This window comes from Acinetobacter sp. AG3, from assembly GCF_022343575.1.
In the GTDB taxonomy this organism is placed as follows: Bacteria; Pseudomonadota; Gammaproteobacteria; order Pseudomonadales; family Moraxellaceae; genus Acinetobacter; species Acinetobacter guillouiae.
This window is the reverse complement of sequence record NZ_JAKQZD010000001.1, coordinates 2,872,655-2,888,150: the sequence shown is the minus strand read 5'-3', so window position 1 is coordinate 2,888,150 and position 15,496 is coordinate 2,872,655. Positions and strand designations below refer to the sequence as shown.

The following is a 15,496-nucleotide window of genomic DNA, read 5'->3' as shown; positions in this document are numbered from 1 at the left end:
CACCTCTATCAATGGTAGCCTTCATCACCAATACGGACTTTGTCTCGGAAAACCCAGTAAGACAAGAAGGTATAAGCGATAATAATTGGGATCAGAATTGCCGCACCGACCAAGGTAAATTTAAGACTTGATTCTGGCGCAGCGGCTTGCCAAATTGAAACTGATGGTGGAATGATGTTTGGCCATAAACTAATTACAAATCCAGTAAATGCCAGAAAAACCAATGCCAGCGTATAAACAAAAGGTTTGACCTCATGTCGTTGCTTACAGGCATGTAAAATTAAACCAGAAAAGAGTACAACTAAAATAGGCACAGGGCTGAAATATATAAGGTTTGGTAATGCAAACCAGCGCTGGGCAATTTCAGGATGTGTGATCGGGGTATAGATACTGACGGCAGCAAAAATAATCATTAACGTAATTAACAGCTTTGGCATCAGCGTATACATGATGTCTTGTAAACGCGCTTCCGTTTTTAAAATCAACCAGCCACAACCTAAAGTGGCATACATGACAACAACACCTAAACCAGTGAAAAGTGAAAAAGGGGTAAACCAATCCCATACACCGCCACTATAAATACCCGCAGAGGTTTGAATACCTTGGATATATGCACCAAGGATAACCCCTTGGAAAAAGCTAGATAAGATCGATCCCCAAATAAAGGCTTGATCCCATAAGTATTTGGTTCGAGTTGCTTTAAAGCGGAACTCGAAGGCAACACCACGGAAAATCAATGCGACCACCATAAATATAATGGGAAGGTATAAAGCAGAGAGTACCGTAGAATAGACCAGCGGAAAGGCTGCAAATAATCCCGCGCCGCCAAGCACCATCCATGTTTCGTTACCATCCCAGACAGGGGCGACCGTATTCATCATGACATCACGTTCTTGTCGGTCTGGAATAAATGGAAAGAGAATTCCAATACCTAAATCAAAACCATCCATCACTACATAAATCAGTACACCTAAACCGATAATGCCGACCCATATTAAAGCGAGATCAATCATGATGTTTCTCCTTATTTTGATCTAGCGGCGCTTGTTGTCCATCGATTGGATCATCCACAGCACTGAGTGGTCGTAATGGGGTTTTAAAATGCCCTAAACCGGTTATTTCAGGATTTAAATGAGTTAAAAACTCAGGTCCAGATTTCATGAGTCTGAACATATAATAAATCCCAGCACCAAATACAACGGTATACACCAATACAAAAATGATCAGACTGAGTCCCACTTGGTCTGCTGTTACGGTATGCGATAACGCATCTTTGGTACGTAACACGCCATAAACCACCCAAGGCTGTCTTCCTACTTCTGTTGTAACCCAACCTGCGAGTAAAGCGATATAACCCGTTGGGCCCATCACAATGGCGAATTTATGAAACCATGTAGACTCGTATAGCCGATTCTTTTTGCGTAACCATAAGGCTGTTAAAGACAGCAGTACCATTAACATGCCAAGCCCCACCATGACACGGAAGCTCCAGAACACGATGGCTACATTTGGGCGATCTTCAGCTGCAAAATCCTTTAATCCAGTGACTTCGCCATCTAAGGAGTGGGTTAGAATCAAACTGCCTAAATAGGGAATACCGAATTCAGTTGTATTTTTTTCTTGTTGCATGTTTGGTGTTGCAAACAGCAGAAGTGGCATCGCATGGTCACGGTTGGTCTCCCAGTGTCCTTCAATTGCTGCCAATTTCGCTGGTTGATGTTTTAAGGTGTTTAAACCATGGTTGTCGCCAATAACCACTTGTAAACAAGAGGTTACCAGCACCATCCATAAACCCATAGAGAATGATTTTTTAATTAATTCATCACGACGACCTTTAAGCAGGTGCCAGCCCGCTGTGCCTACAACCAATAATGAAGACACTAAAAATGCAGCTGTTGCCATATGTGCAAAGCGATAGGGGAACGAGGGGTTAAATACAATTGCCCACCAGTCCTTCGGGACAATGATGCCATTTTCTATTGCAAAACCTTGTGGTGTTTGCATCCAACTGTTAGAGGACAAAATCCAGAACATGGAAATACAGGTTCCGATGGCGACCATAAGTGTGGCAAAAAAATGTGCTTTTGCGGTGACTCGGCCCCAACCAAAAAGCATGATTCCTAAGAAGCCTGCTTCTAAGAAAAATGCGCTTAAAACCTCATAGGTGAGTAATGGTCCCGTCACACTGCCTGAGATACGCGAGAACTCACTCCAGTTGGTACCAAACTGGTAGGCCATGACAATGCCTGAAACAACACCCATAGCAAATGCAACAGCAAAAATCTTAATCCAGTATTTGAAAAGGTCTTTGTAAACTGGGTTTTGTGTACGCAACCATTTCCATTCCAGCAGTGCAAGGAAACAGGCTAAACCAATGGAGGTTGCAGGGAAAATAATGTGAAAAGACACAGTGAAAGCAAACTGAATTCTTGCCAGTTCTAGTGCAGTTAATCCGAGACTCATCGCATGCCCCATGGTTGCTTGAGGCATTGGACCGCTATAGACCCCTGACTGTCATGATTAAGTTTGGAAAAAACCATAGATCGTTCCATAAAAACTACCTACTTAGAAATAATTATTATGATCTTGCACCATTATTTAGTTGGGATGTAGGTACAGAAAATGAGGAGAAAAAATATAACAGATTTTTAAAACATGGCTAAACTGTTATATTTTTATCGGCTGCTTTTGTAGCTATATTTTTTCTTTAATGCACTGCAAACTACGGATATATCACTCAATTTTAAGTTGAAAAAAGGTATGTACCGTTAAATTTAGCTTGAGTCATGATGAATATACGGATGTAAATGACAGTGTTTTATACAATATCTGAGTTAACCACCATTAAGCGCGCGAGCTACCAAATCAGCTTGATTATAGCGATTTGGGGTTTTGCATATATGTTGCAAAAACTGTTGAATTTACCCATTGCATCAGGTGTTTTAGGTTTTTTTATATTGCTGATTTTATTGCAAATGCAATGGCTTAATTTGGAAAAGGTGAGTCTAGGTGCAGATATTCTGTTGGGTGAGCTGTTACTGTTTTTTATTCCGCCAGTGGTCGGTGTGATTCAGTATCAGCAATTGCTTTTGATCAGTGGTTGGAAAATATTTCTGGTGATTTTACTCAGTACCGCTTTGGTGATGGCAAGCTCTGTATTGATGGTGAAAATATTCTTGCAACAGGATGATATGGAATGACGGAGTTGTGGGGAATTTTTTACTTGCTTTGGACGGTACTGTGTTACTTCTTGGCAAAGCGTGTATTTGTTTTTACCCAGAAAATATATTTTTCTCCGATTAGCGTGGTGCCGAGTCTCAGTATTATTTTGATCTTTATATTTCAGCATCGCTTTCAAGACTATTACCTATACACCCAATACTTGGTTGCCATGTTAGGACCAATTACAGTGGCATTTGCGATTCCTGTATTTCGTTATAGAGCGATCGTCAAACAATATTTTTTCGTTTTAATCGTCAGTTCTAGTGTGTCTATGCTGGTGGGGATCTTAAGTAGCTGGCTATTGGCAAGTATGTTCAATTTCGACGAAATTTTGAAAAATAGTCTTTTGGCACGTTCGATTTCTATTCCATTTGCCTTGGAATTGACTGAAAAAATTGGCGGCTCAATCAGTTTAATTCCCTTGTTTACGGTCATAACAGGCTTAGTGGGGATGTTATTTGGTGATTTTTTACTGTTATGGATGCGCTATAAAAACCGTATTGCACAAGGCGCTGCTCTAGGAAATGCCGCTCATGCGATGGGGATTGCGCGAGCAAGACAACGCCATGAATTGGAAGGGGTGATTGCCAGTCTATCCATGATTATTTCAGGAATCATCATGGTGTTATTTGCGCCCTTTATGATTTCATTGATTAAACATATTGTTTGATTTTATTTTATTTAGATTGAAAAATAACATTTAAGAATGAAGTCTAGACTGCATTTAAAGACAGTATGCAATGTGAAATATAATTGATTTACATGAATATTTATTTTAAACCTCCGTATAGGATTTTGTGATGGTGCTGGTTTTGCGCTACATATTTAATTGTATTTAGCCCTTGTCATATTCTAGAGAGGGTGATTTTATATTGGGATCATCAAGGGGATGATCGAAAGCAACTGCTGGATTTGGAATAGGCTTATGGATGGGTTATCTGAATTTTCTTGGCAAAATATTAAATATAACTTTTACAATACTGGAGAACTGCCAGAGCTTGTGCAACGAGATTCACCTATTTTACAGCTTTGGGAAAGTGCAAAAAATTCGGGCTTAAGCCCTTTCTCCAAAATCACTGACTTAGACGAGTTTCCTGTCGCTGACCTTTCACAGGGTGATATAAAATTAGCTGCATTGGCTGAAGGTGTATTAAATGATGTCTGGCGCTTATTTGGGCAACAGGATGTTATCGTTTTCTTAATTAATCATCAGCTTAAAATTATTGCTGAACGTCACAATCCTGATTTAGATGATCAATATCATTATTTATGCACGGGTCGTATTATTGAGCCCTCTGTGTTTGGTGCGATTGCACCGACATGTAGTGTGATGTCTAAACAGCCTATGATCATGACAGGGCATCAACATTATCTGGATGAATTTTCAAATTATTCTTGTGCATCGGTTCCGATATTCAATGGCTGTGGTGATGTACTCGGTGCTTTAGATATCACTTCACCACAAGGACTTTTGGCGAGCAATTGGTTGCGTCACTTACTTTACCAAAGTTATATTTTGGAAAATAAGATTATTCAGGCAGCGCTACAACCTGAACAACGGGTCCTTTATTTTCAACATTCCAAAGATTTGCTGGATAATGCCTATACGGGCATGATGGTACTGGATCAATCAGGAAAAATCCTCAAAGCCAACCAAATGGCGTTGAAATTGCTGAACTGTTCTATTGAGCAATTGTTGCAGCACCCAATGGATCATTTTTTACTCACTGAGCATTCGAATCCGTTAAATTTGAGTGATTGTTTTTTAATTCAAAGTTTTGACCATGCATTTTTTTATGCCCAGCTACGTAGTGTGAATGGGCAGTTGCAGAATAAAACAAGCAAAATCACGACACAGCATTTGCTTGATCAAGCGCTGAAAGCATTAAAAGCCGATATTCCTGTATTGATTACCGGAGAAACTGGCACAGGTAAGGATCATTTTGCTCAGCAGTTACATCAGAAGCTGGATGTGGATTTACCTTTTATCTCGATTAATTGCGGTGCAATACCAGATCATTTGCTTGAAGCAGAATTATTTGGTTATGAAGGCGGCGCTTTCACAGGTGCTAAACGGCAAGGCGAAAAAGGTTTAATTGAACTGGCGGATCAAGGCATACTCTTTCTCGATGAGATTGGTGATTTACCTTTACATTTACAAGTGAAAATTTTAAGAGTGTTACAAGATCAGCAGTTCTATCGGGTCGGAGGACGTAAACCGATCAAGTCAGCATTTAAACTGTTATGTGCAACACATCAGGATTTAAAAAGTAAAATACAACAGCAGTCATTCCGCCGTGATTTATATTATCGTATTTGCGGTTTTCAGGTACATTTACAACCCTTACGCTTACGTCAAGATAAACAGATCATTTTACATCACGTTCTGGATCAATTTGGTATAGCGCAATGGTCGAGCCATGTAGAACAACAATTTAATAGGCACGCATGGGAAGGAAATATTCGTGAATTAATTCATGTGGTGAAGCTATCCGCAGCATTTAAAGACAGTGAAATTTTAAATCATTTATATTTACCTGAAGCTGATTTAGCGATTCAGCAGCAAAGTAAGCAACTGATATTAGATGAAAATAAAAACTTAAATAGCTTGACCAAGCAAATGATTGTGCAGGTGTTACAAGAAGAAAATGGCAATATCGCAAGGACAGCGAAACGCTTAAACATTTCAAGAACAACGATATATAAATATATTGGCAATTAATTGTAATTTTCTATTCAGCCCTTTAGTTCATTTTTTGTAAAATTAGCTGAAAGAGAGCTTGAAAAATTCAAGACGCTCTATCCTTTACTTGTCGATGTAGGTTTTTTCTATTAATTAATAGTCTTATAATTAATAGAATGAAAAGGACTAAAGTTATTAATAGGTATATATTTCCATGAAAGATATGAGCCCTATAACCTTCAAAAATGAATTTAAAAAGCAATTCTTGTTGAGTGTAACCAATAAATGCTTTTCCAAAAAAGTAGCTTAAAATTAAAGAATATAGACCAGTAAAGACAAAAAAAGAGAGTACTTTATTAATTTTATCTTTTATAAAAATATTAGAATTTAAGCTTAAAGATATAATTAATATTGAAAAAACAGCAGAATAAACGTTAATCCAGTATTCATAATTTTCCACGACTTCACCATACTAAAGCTTTTTTTATAAATTCAGTTGAAAGAGAGCCTGAAAAACTCAAGATGCTCTATCCTTTACTTGTCCATGCGTGGTTTTCTATTAGTTAGTAATCTTATAATTAAAATAATGAAAATTACTAAAGTAATTAATAAATATGTATTTCCTTGGAATATATGAGAATTATATCCTTTATAAATAAACGTTGGTAAAAGTTCTTGTTGTGTATAACCAATTGAAGATTTTTCAAAAAAGTAACTTAAAATTAAAGAATATAGACCTGTAAATACAAAAAAAGAGAGTACTTTATTAATTTTATCTTTTATAAAAAAAATAGAATTTAAGCTTAAAGATATAATTAATATTGAAAAAACAGCAGAATAAACGTTAACCCAGTATTCATAATTTTCCACGACTTCACCCCCCCTAAAGCTTTTTTTATAAATTCAGCTGAAAGACGACCTTCTCTGCGTGTTTTAGCAATGACTTTACCATTATTATAAATTATTCGTGTCTCATGTCGATAATCTTGTTTAGACATATCCTTTGTTCCACCTCTATTGGGGCTAGCAAAATCCGCATGCCCAATTACAACACTTCTTTTTTTACCAACTTTGGACAAAGCAATTGATATTAAAGAACTAAGAGTGTCTAGCTCTCCATCAAATGCACTATTACAACCATGTATTTCTATTTTTGATTCATTTGTAAAAACTTTAAAATTTATATCTGAGATATCAAATAAATTTTTCCAATTAGAGTTTCCAAACAACCGCCATTGCTCCCTTTTTGTAGTCCAATTTCGATATAAGTTTGAAGCAAGATTTTTTGAGTCAATTTCATCGATAGTTAGGGATTTTTGCAATGAAGCACCAATCACACTATAAAGACCTAGATCAGAACCATGGCTAAAAACATCTAAAGATTGAATGGAATTTTCAGGTTGAACATTTATTAGATCAATAAACTGCCTCATTCCATTTGAAATAAAATAAGATTTCACAGGTAGATCATTTTTATAATCAGCAATCACATTTTTAGAGGCATGAAAAAAAGCCCCATTATCTCCAAGAGATCGGGCACCACCGTATAGGACGAGGCGGGTAGGTGATTTTAATTTTACAATTTCTACTTTTGCAATTTTGGTTGTTGTAGTCTGATGCTGATCTACCATGAATCAGCCTCAAAAAGTTTAATTTCAATATCTTCTGCTTTTTCTGTAAATTCTAGTTTTTCTGTCATGCCATTTTCATCAGTGACACCTTCAATAGTACGACCATCAGCATAGGTAACAATGTATTTTACATTGCTATAGGGTTGATTATTTGAATTATTTACTAACTGATATTGACCTGAATATAGAGTTAAGCCTTGAGCTAAAAAGCTTGATGAGTTTGTATTCTTACTATAGTTTTCCCCTTGACTTGTTCCAACAACATGATCTTGTTTAGGTAAAATTTTAGCTCCACAAGTCAATAAGTCATCAACATAAGCAACAGCTTTGCCATCCATAATAATATGATCATGGCTTTTAACAATTTCAGACCAACATTTGCACTTAGGGCAAAAGTGACCATCTCCAGCACGTAGAAATAGGTTTCCCATTTGCGATGTTCGTTGTTGTGTTGCTTGAATGATTCCTCCATGATTTGTCATAGAGTTATGAATTGCAAAACCTTTAGCCATGATTAACACCTTCTTGGTACAAAAAGCCTTCAGGGGCCTTATTACCGATAAAGATATTTATAGCTACAGAGTTGTTAGGGCTATCGACAATCTCATCACCATTCTCTAAGTAGCTTCCTACCAATGCACTCGCTTTAACTAATCCACCTTTTTTGCTTTTAGCTCTATTTACCGCAAGGTAATAGATCTTTTTCGGCCTATGTCTAAAATAAAGCTGTTCTGCTTTTATTGTTTGCTTTATGTCTTGTTGAGACATTTGTCTTAACTGTTCAATTGGTAATTTATGTAAAAATTTAGGTTTCGTCATACTTAGTCCAATTATTGTTATTGAATGAAGAACATAGAGATTAAAACATAAAACCAAATATTAAGACAAATTTAATGGAATTGTTAATTATATTTAATAATTTAAATTTATTTACTCAAAGTAATGACAGTCTTTTTATAGCTTTCATGTTCTGATCGTACGATTTATTAAAATAGTAAATTTAAGAATTAGTCATATGTGTTTTTTAATAACTTATATTTTAATTTTTGTCTTACTAACATAATTTTGCTTTATCGTTCACGACCAGTTCAACAAGCGCCATATTTAATTGTTTAGAAGATATTTCATCTACTCGTCAACATCGCTAACCCTCATCCTTGTTTTAGGCTCTCAGTGATTGTCCATTGATTGGACAGTGTATTCTCAATGCTGTCCATTTATTGGACATTGGAAATGTAACCTTGTTTTAAGTCTATGATTATTAATTATAAAAATATTGGCACGCTAACTGCAAATATTCTATGGCTCATATTTGATTAAAACAAATCTATCAAACGATTTATCAAGTGTAGATGGTCAATTCGTCATGGATAAATCGATTGATTTTTGATTCAAAATTTAAACAAGTGCAATGAGTAGTGAAAAGGATGCTTGAAACTAAAGGGAATAGATGATGCGTTTTAGCAATAAAAATAGCCTGCTTCTTATGTTGAGTGGCATGTTTGTACAGTATAGCCATGCGATTGACGTAAACGTGGGGGATTATACAGCATTGCCAAAAGGGACCAATGCAGGTGTGTTCTATTATCAACATAGTCAAATGGAGGGTTATTACCAAAATGGTGAAAAAACCAGAGCTGAATCTAAATCGGATATCGCTATCGCGCGCTTAATTCATTACACCGACATCGCTGGTTTACGTGCAACACCTCAAATAATTTTACCATTTGGAACAATACGGCATACGCAAATTGGCGATACTGATTTGAACAATGCCTCAGGTTTTGCAGATCCAGTGATTGCTTCTGCTTTTTGGTTGATTAATCAACCTGAACAAGGTTCATCGGGTCGTTATCTGGCATTTACCCCATTTATTTATCTGCCACTTGGGCAATATGATCGAAATGATGCGGTGAATTTAGGCGAAAATCGATTTAAGTATGATCTTCAACTGGCATGGGTACAACCGCTATATGGCAAGCTTGCTTTTGAACTTTATCAAGATGTGATTTGGTATGGAGACAACGATGAAGCGGGAAAGGGCGATCAAACACTTTCACAAGCGACCAGCTATCAAACTCAATTTAACTTACGTTACGACTTGAATTCTAAACAGAGAATCGCCCTCGGTTATGCCGCAAATTATGGGGGTGAACAACAATTGGATGGAATCAAATTGGATCAGAACATGGAAAAGCAACAAGCGCGATTGGAGTTTCAGCAAATGCTGAATGCAAAAACTCAATTAAGTGCGCAGTTGCTTTCAGACACACGAACAGAAAGCGGATTTAAGAAGGATTACGGTTTGAATTTTCGTGTTTTTTACATTTTTTAATTTAAAGCAGGTGTAACACATTGATTGCGTCATTTTTTTACAAAGATGCAGTTGGAACAGTAAAGCAATTGTCTAAATAAATTTTGAAGAGGTCATCATGTCTATATTCACAAAAGAAGTTTTGGATAAAAAATTATTTAACGGTTCATGGCAGTCAGCCCAAGACACCTACAGTGTGATTGAGGTTGCAACAGGTCAAGTGCTTGGTGAAATCGGTTATGCCACTGCCACTGATGTGGTGAGTGCTGCACAACAAGCCAAAGCCGCTCAACAACAGTGGTGGGCTTTAAATTATCAAGAGCGTCAGGCAGTGTTTGAGCGAGCTGCTGCTTTACTGACAGAAAATCAAGCGGAAGTGATTGAGTGGCTGGTTAAGGAAAGTGGCTCGTTACAACTGAAAGCAGGCTTTGAAGTGAGTATTGCGATTCAAGTGCTTAAACATTGTATTGCTTCACCTGCAACTGAACAGGGCACATTATTACCTACGCAAAATGGCAAATTAAGTATGGCGAAACGCTTGCCCTTAGGTGTTGTTGGGGTCATTTCTCCATTTAACTTTCCACTGTACTTAGCTTTACGTGCTGTGGCACCTGCTTTGGCCTTTGGCAATGCGGTGGTGTTAAAACCTGATGAGCGTACAGCAGTGTGCAGTGGCTATGCGATTGCACGGATTTTTGAACTTGCAGGATTGCCAAAGGGGCTGCTGCATGTATTGCCAGGTGGGGCCGAAGTTGGTGAAGCACTGACTTTGGATAAAAATATTGCCAGTATCCAATTTACGGGATCAACTCAAGTTGGACGGATTGTGGGGGCGAATGCGGCAAAGACCTTAAAGAAAGTCTCTCTAGAACTGGGTGGGAAAAACTCACTGATTATTCTGGATGATGCGGATATTGAGTTGGCAGCAGAAAATATTGCATGGGGTGCATTTTTACATTCTGGGCAGATTTGTATGACCTCTGGTAAGATTTTGATTCACCAAAAAATTTATCAACAGGTCAAACAGCGTGTCATTGAAAAAGTGCAGAATTTTGTGGTGGGCAATCCTTGTGACAAGAATGTCACCATTGGGCCATTGATCAATGCCAAACAAGCGCAACGTGTAGAACAATTAGTCAGCGCTGCGGTTAATGAAGGCGCAACATTGGAAATCGGTGGACATGCTGATGGGGTGTTTTTTCAACCGACTGTACTGACCGATGTGACTGCAAACAATTCGATTTTTAGTGAGGAGATTTTTGGTCCTGTTGCGGTATTGATCCCGTTTAGCTCAGATGAACAGGCCATTGAACTAGCCAATGATGGCGATTATGGGCTTTCAGCAGGCATTATTACCTCCAATGTGGGACGTGGTATGCAACTCGGTGCGCAGCTTAAAGTGGGCTTGCTACATATCAACGATCAGACCGTAAATGATGAAACGGTCAATCCATTTGGTGGTTTTGGTTCATCAGGTAATGGTACGCGTATTGGCGGCCCTGCCAATGCCGATGAATTTACCCAATGGCAATGGATTACTGTACAGGCTCAAGCGCCACATTATCCTTTTTAAACAATTAAATAAATCATTACAGGACGTTATACCATGAGTGAATTAAAAGATATTATTGCCGCAGTGACCCCATGTAAAGGTGCTGACTTTGAGCTGCAAACTTTAAAAATACGTCAGCCGCAAGGTGATGAAGTATTGGTAAAAGTGGTTGCTACAGGAATGTGCCACACCGATTTGATTGTACGTGATCAATATTATCCGGTTCCGCTGCCTGCTGTTCTTGGACATGAAGGGTCAGGAATTATCGAGGCGATTGGTCCTAATGTAACTGAGCTTCAAGTGGGCGATCATGTGGTCTTAAGTTACGGGTATTGTGGAAAATGCACCCAATGCAATACTGGAAATCCTGCCTATTGTTCAGAGTTTTTTGGACGAAATTTTAGTGGGGCAGACTCAGAAGGACAACATGCACTTTGTACCCATGATCATGGCGTGGTTAATGATCATTTTTTTGCCCAATCCTCCTTTGCAACCTATGCTTTAAGTCGTGAAAATAACACGGTTAAAGTGACCAAAGACGTACCAATTGAACTATTAGGACCATTAGGTTGTGGTATTCAAACAGGTGCTGGTGCATGTATAAATGCTTTAAAAGTGACACCTGCCAGTAGTTTTGTGACTTGGGGTGCTGGCGCTGTTGGTCTGAGTGCTTTACTTGCGGCAAAAGTGTGTGGTGCTTCGATCATTATTGCTGTTGATATTGTTGAATCTCGTTTGGAGCTGGCAAAACAACTGGGTGCAACTCATGTGATCAATAGTCAAACTCAAGATCCTGTGGCAGTGATTAAAGAGATTACCGATGGTGGAGCCAACTTTGCATTGGAATCTACTGGGCGACCTGAGATATTAAAACAAGGTGTTGATGCACTGGGGATTTTAGGCAAAATCGCCGTGGTAGGTGCACCTCAATTAGGCACAACTGCACAATTTGATGTAAATGATCTGTTATTGGGTGGGAAAACTATTTTAGGTGTCGTTGAGGGGAGTGGTTCGCCCAAGAAATTTATCCCTGAGTTAGTCCGCTTATATCAACAAGGGAAATTTCCATTTGACCAACTTGTAAAATTCTATGCATTTGATGAAATCAATCAAGCTGCGATAGATAGTCACAAGGGTATTACACTCAAACCGATTATTAAAATTGCATAATCTTGCATGGCATGCTCATTGATGAGCATGCCATTTCTTTGATTTTAAGCGTTTTGGGGTTTAAATTTTTGGTTGAGTTTTTTAAGGTGACAGGATGAGTTTAGAGCTTTCTTCGCTTTTCCAGTAATTTTCCAAACAATAAACCCAGCTCAAACAATAACCACATTGGGATCGCAAGCATAATCATGGAAATTGCATCAGGTGGTGTTACAAACATAGCGATAAAAAAACAGCCCACTATAATAAAGCGGCGTTTTGCAATTAAACTCTCAGTGCTAACCACACCAATCAAAATCAATAAAAGTGTGATCATTGGAATTTCAAAAGTTACCCCAAACACCAAAAATAACTTTAAACAAAAGCTGAGATAACTATTGATATCGGTCATGGGTGCGACGGTTTCGGGAGAGACGCTAATGAAAAAGTGCAGAATAGCAGGCAGTACAATAAAGTAAGCAAAGGCAATCCCTGCGTAAAATAATAGGATGCTACCCAACAGTAAGGGAAGTGCCAGTGATCTTTCTTTTTCATAAAGTGCGGGTTTAATAAAACTCCAGAGCTGATAAATAATAAAAGGCATTGCCAGCAGAATCGCCACAAAAAAGTTAAGCTTAAAGGGTGCCATAAATGTTGCGGTGACATCTGTTGCGATCATGGATGAATTGGCAGGAAGCTGTGCTCTTAACGGTTCTGAGAGTAGTTGATACGTTCGATTGGCAAAAGGCAATAAACAAAAAAATAGTGCGAATAGAACCCCTACCGTTTTAAACAAATGTTGACGAAGCGCCACCAAATGTTCAATCAGTGGCATTTGCTGTAGTTCTTCAGACGGTAGGTCTTTTGCAATCACAGCGGGTGATGAAGATTGAGGGAGCTGTGTATTCATGCGATCACCTTTAATTTTACCGGAGATGAGGCTTTAGGCTCTGTCTGATGATCATCAGATGCTTGTTGATGCTGTAAATAGTTTTGTAAATAATAGGGTGTAAATACTGAGTAATACGCTTGATTACTCAACAAATCACAATAAATCAAACTGTTAAAATTTGCTTTTTTTTCATTAGCGCTACTCTGTAGCTGTTGTTTAGCGTCGCTTGCCTCTGTTTGCTGCCGAAGTTCAGCAAGTTGAGATTGCATTTTTTGTTCAAGCTCGGCCATACGCTGCATTTCTTGTTGGACTTGCGCACGCAGTTCGGATAACCCGAGTTCACGGTCAATATCTTGTTTGGCATTGTTCACAAAATGCATGAGTTTGGCATACCATTTCCCCGCGAAACGAGCGGCTTCTGGCAGTTTTTCTGGTCCAAGCACCAGAAGAGCGATAATGCCAAACACAAAAAGTTCAGACATTCCAACATTAAACATCTATATCATCCCTAAACTTAGCTGTTAATGGTTGAGTCGGATGGTTTCTTAGTCTCCTCATGTTCAAGCGTGTTAGTCTCTTTTAATACGATGTTTTCTTCCTCACGCATCGATTTTTTAAAGTCTTTGACTGCGCCGCCAACATCTTTACCAATATTTTTAAGCTTAGATGTCCCGAATAATAAAATAACCACAATTGCAAAAATGATCACATGCCAAATTGATAAACCAGCCATAGTCTTCTCCCTTGTTATTCCTGTCCATGAGAATTGATTTTTACTGTATTGAGATCAACATCCATTGATTCAATTCATTGTTTTAAATAACCTAATCATTTAGGGTCTTACATTTAAAAGCAGTGCATTTAATAGGTTTTGAGCGAGTAGGTTATAAGTTAAGTTTTTAAAAGAGAAAATTTCAATAAATTCACAAGAATTTTTTCTCTTTCAGCATCCTTTTCACTTTGTTTGTCCAGTCAATTAAATTCCGTTTAATCCTTGGGATATTCTTGTTTAAATCGTCTTTTAATATCGAAATAGCGTTGAAAATAATCATTGCTATGTTTCAGTGGTTGTTTTAGTCATCTCTCCTGTAATGGATAAATTAAGCAGATGAGGCTTGAGTTGCTTTGGGCTATTCGGCTTGATTAAACAACAAGCCGCTCAACTGGATTGCTGATCCACTATATCTGTACCATACCCCATAATCTGATTCTGTTCCAATGCTTGAATAAGATCATCTTCCTTTATTTTCGAGTTAGGCCCAAGCTTAATAGATCGGATTGAGCGTGTTGATTTTAAATACAGGTATAGCCAGCATCTGCTGTAATGATTGAACCTGTGATTAGACTTGAGGCATCTGAAGCCAGAAATTGCACAATAGACGCAATTTCATGCGCTTGCCCCATACGTTTAGCTGGTGTCATATCCAGCCATTGATTGACTAAGTGATCTTGGTTTTCAAGGTTTTTTAATAACGGTGTTTCAATATAGGTGGGGGCAACAGCATTCACTCGAATATGACGTTGAGCCCATTCAACTGCAAGAGATTTCGTTAAATGATGCACGCCTGCTTTTGAGGCATTGTAGTGACATTGCGGTTGTGGCACGTTGACAATCTGTCCTGACATTGAACCAATATTGATAATCGATCCTCGCCCAGCATCCAGCATTTGACGGGCAAAGCCACGACAAGTCTTAAAGATGCCAGTCAAGTTGATGTTGATGACATTATCCCACTCCTCATCTGTCATGTGCTCAGCTGGGGTGTTTGTCACAATGCCCGCATTACATACCAATATATCCAGCGCTGGTAATGCTTGAGCAAGCGCGTTAATCGCTGCACTATCCGTGACATCTAAGCTTTCCGCACGTGCAAGATAGCCCTTGGCCTTCAACGCTTGTGCAGTTGTTGTTGCACGATCCAGTAAGATGTCGGTACAAATAACTTCGGCGCCTGTCGCAGCAAGTGCTTCAGCAATTGCTGCACCTATGCCTTGACCTGCACCTGTGACCAGTGCCAGTTTATTGCTTAAGTCCATTTTCTTGCGATAATCCATA

The 15,496-nt window shown here is 38.4% G+C and carries 15 protein-coding genes; 6 read left to right on the top strand and 9 right to left on the bottom strand.

All coding sequences use genetic code 11. From position 1 onward, the window contains the following. Positions 1 to 8: 8 nt before the first annotated feature. Positions 9 to 1,013: a cytochrome d ubiquinol oxidase subunit II gene (gene cydB, locus L3V46_RS13480; protein ID WP_239045976.1), complete on the bottom strand. Its 1,005-nt coding sequence runs from the start codon at positions 1,011 to 1,013 to the stop codon at positions 9 to 11. Beyond that, the gene (locus L3V46_RS13475) at positions 1,006 to 2,463 is read right to left on the bottom strand and encodes a cytochrome ubiquinol oxidase subunit I (protein WP_035371154.1); all 1,458 of its coding nucleotides are present in this window, start codon (positions 2,461 to 2,463) and stop codon (positions 1,006 to 1,008) included. Before L3V46_RS13475 ends, cydB begins: the two co-directional genes overlap by 8 nt. Before the next feature lie 344 nt (positions 2,464 to 2,807). Here L3V46_RS13475 and L3V46_RS13470 point away from each other — a divergent pair, with 344 nt between their 5' ends. From L3V46_RS13470 to L3V46_RS13460, 3 genes are all read left to right on the top strand, one after another. After that, positions 2,808 to 3,200, top strand: a complete 393-nt coding sequence (locus L3V46_RS13470; protein ID WP_081409330.1) for a CidA/LrgA family protein — start codon at positions 2,808 to 2,810, stop codon at positions 3,198 to 3,200. Further along, complete coding sequence (locus L3V46_RS13465) at positions 3,197 to 3,892, top strand: LrgB family protein (RefSeq protein WP_239045975.1); 696 nt, start codon at positions 3,197 to 3,199, stop codon at positions 3,890 to 3,892. Before L3V46_RS13470 ends, L3V46_RS13465 begins: the two co-directional genes overlap by 4 nt. Positions 3,893 to 4,147: 255 nt before the next feature. Then, a complete protein-coding gene (locus L3V46_RS13460) occupies positions 4,148 to 5,944 on the top strand; it encodes a sigma 54-interacting transcriptional regulator (RefSeq protein WP_239045974.1) in 1,797 nt (598 codons plus the stop codon). Positions 5,945 to 6,720: 776 nt separating this feature from the next. Here L3V46_RS13460 and L3V46_RS13455 read toward each other — a convergent pair. Genes L3V46_RS13455 through L3V46_RS13445 form a run of 3 tightly spaced genes read right to left on the bottom strand, consistent with a single transcriptional unit; the run spans position 6,721 to position 8,355 of the window. Next, a complete protein-coding gene (locus tag L3V46_RS13455) occupies positions 6,721 to 7,536 on the bottom strand; it encodes a hypothetical protein (protein WP_239045973.1) in 816 nt (271 codons plus the stop codon). Beyond that, complete coding sequence (locus L3V46_RS13450; RefSeq protein WP_239045972.1) at positions 7,530 to 8,048, bottom strand: PAAR domain-containing protein; 519 nt, start codon at positions 8,046 to 8,048, stop codon at positions 7,530 to 7,532. The genes L3V46_RS13455 and L3V46_RS13450 overlap by 7 nt, the downstream gene beginning before the upstream one ends. Then, entirely contained in the window at positions 8,041 to 8,355 is a 315-nt protein-coding gene (locus tag L3V46_RS13445; RefSeq protein WP_239045971.1) for a hypothetical protein, read from the bottom strand. Before L3V46_RS13445 ends, L3V46_RS13450 begins: the two co-directional genes overlap by 8 nt. 634 nt (positions 8,356 to 8,989) lie before the next feature. Between L3V46_RS13445 and L3V46_RS13440 the strand changes: the two genes are divergently transcribed. The 3 genes from L3V46_RS13440 to L3V46_RS13430 all read left to right on the top strand — a co-directional run bounded on the left by L3V46_RS13440 (position 8,990) and on the right by L3V46_RS13430 (position 12,572). Further along, positions 8,990 to 9,871, top strand: a complete 882-nt coding sequence (locus L3V46_RS13440; protein WP_239045970.1) for a transporter — start codon at positions 8,990 to 8,992, stop codon at positions 9,869 to 9,871. A gap of 97 nt (positions 9,872 to 9,968) precedes the next feature. Continuing rightward, on the top strand, positions 9,969 to 11,423 hold the full coding sequence (locus L3V46_RS13435) for a benzaldehyde dehydrogenase (protein WP_239045969.1): 1,455 nt from the start codon (positions 9,969 to 9,971) through the stop codon (positions 11,421 to 11,423). Positions 11,424 to 11,456: 33 nt separating this feature from the next. Further along, a complete protein-coding gene (locus tag L3V46_RS13430; RefSeq protein ID WP_239045968.1) occupies positions 11,457 to 12,572 on the top strand; it encodes an NAD(P)-dependent alcohol dehydrogenase in 1,116 nt (371 codons plus the stop codon). A 100-nt stretch (positions 12,573 to 12,672) separates the two neighbouring features. Here the strand turns inward: L3V46_RS13430 and tatC are convergent, their stop codons facing one another. The 4 genes from tatC to L3V46_RS13410 all read right to left on the bottom strand — a co-directional run bounded on the left by tatC (position 12,673) and on the right by L3V46_RS13410 (position 15,495). Next, entirely contained in the window at positions 12,673 to 13,458 is a 786-nt protein-coding gene (gene tatC / locus L3V46_RS13425) for a twin-arginine translocase subunit TatC (protein WP_239045967.1), read from the bottom strand. Continuing rightward, the gene (gene tatB / locus L3V46_RS13420) at positions 13,455 to 13,937 is read right to left on the bottom strand and encodes a Sec-independent protein translocase protein TatB (protein ID WP_239045966.1); all 483 of its coding nucleotides are present in this window, start codon (positions 13,935 to 13,937) and stop codon (positions 13,455 to 13,457) included. Before tatB ends, tatC begins: the two co-directional genes overlap by 4 nt. Before the next feature lie 17 nt (positions 13,938 to 13,954). Continuing rightward, the gene (gene tatA, locus L3V46_RS13415) at positions 13,955 to 14,173 is read right to left on the bottom strand and encodes a Sec-independent protein translocase subunit TatA (protein WP_239045965.1); all 219 of its coding nucleotides are present in this window, start codon (positions 14,171 to 14,173) and stop codon (positions 13,955 to 13,957) included. A gap of 560 nt (positions 14,174 to 14,733) precedes the next feature. Beyond that, the gene (locus tag L3V46_RS13410; RefSeq protein ID WP_239045964.1) at positions 14,734 to 15,495 is read right to left on the bottom strand and encodes an SDR family NAD(P)-dependent oxidoreductase; all 762 of its coding nucleotides are present in this window, start codon (positions 15,493 to 15,495) and stop codon (positions 14,734 to 14,736) included. Between the last annotated feature and the right edge of the window lies 1 nt (position 15,496).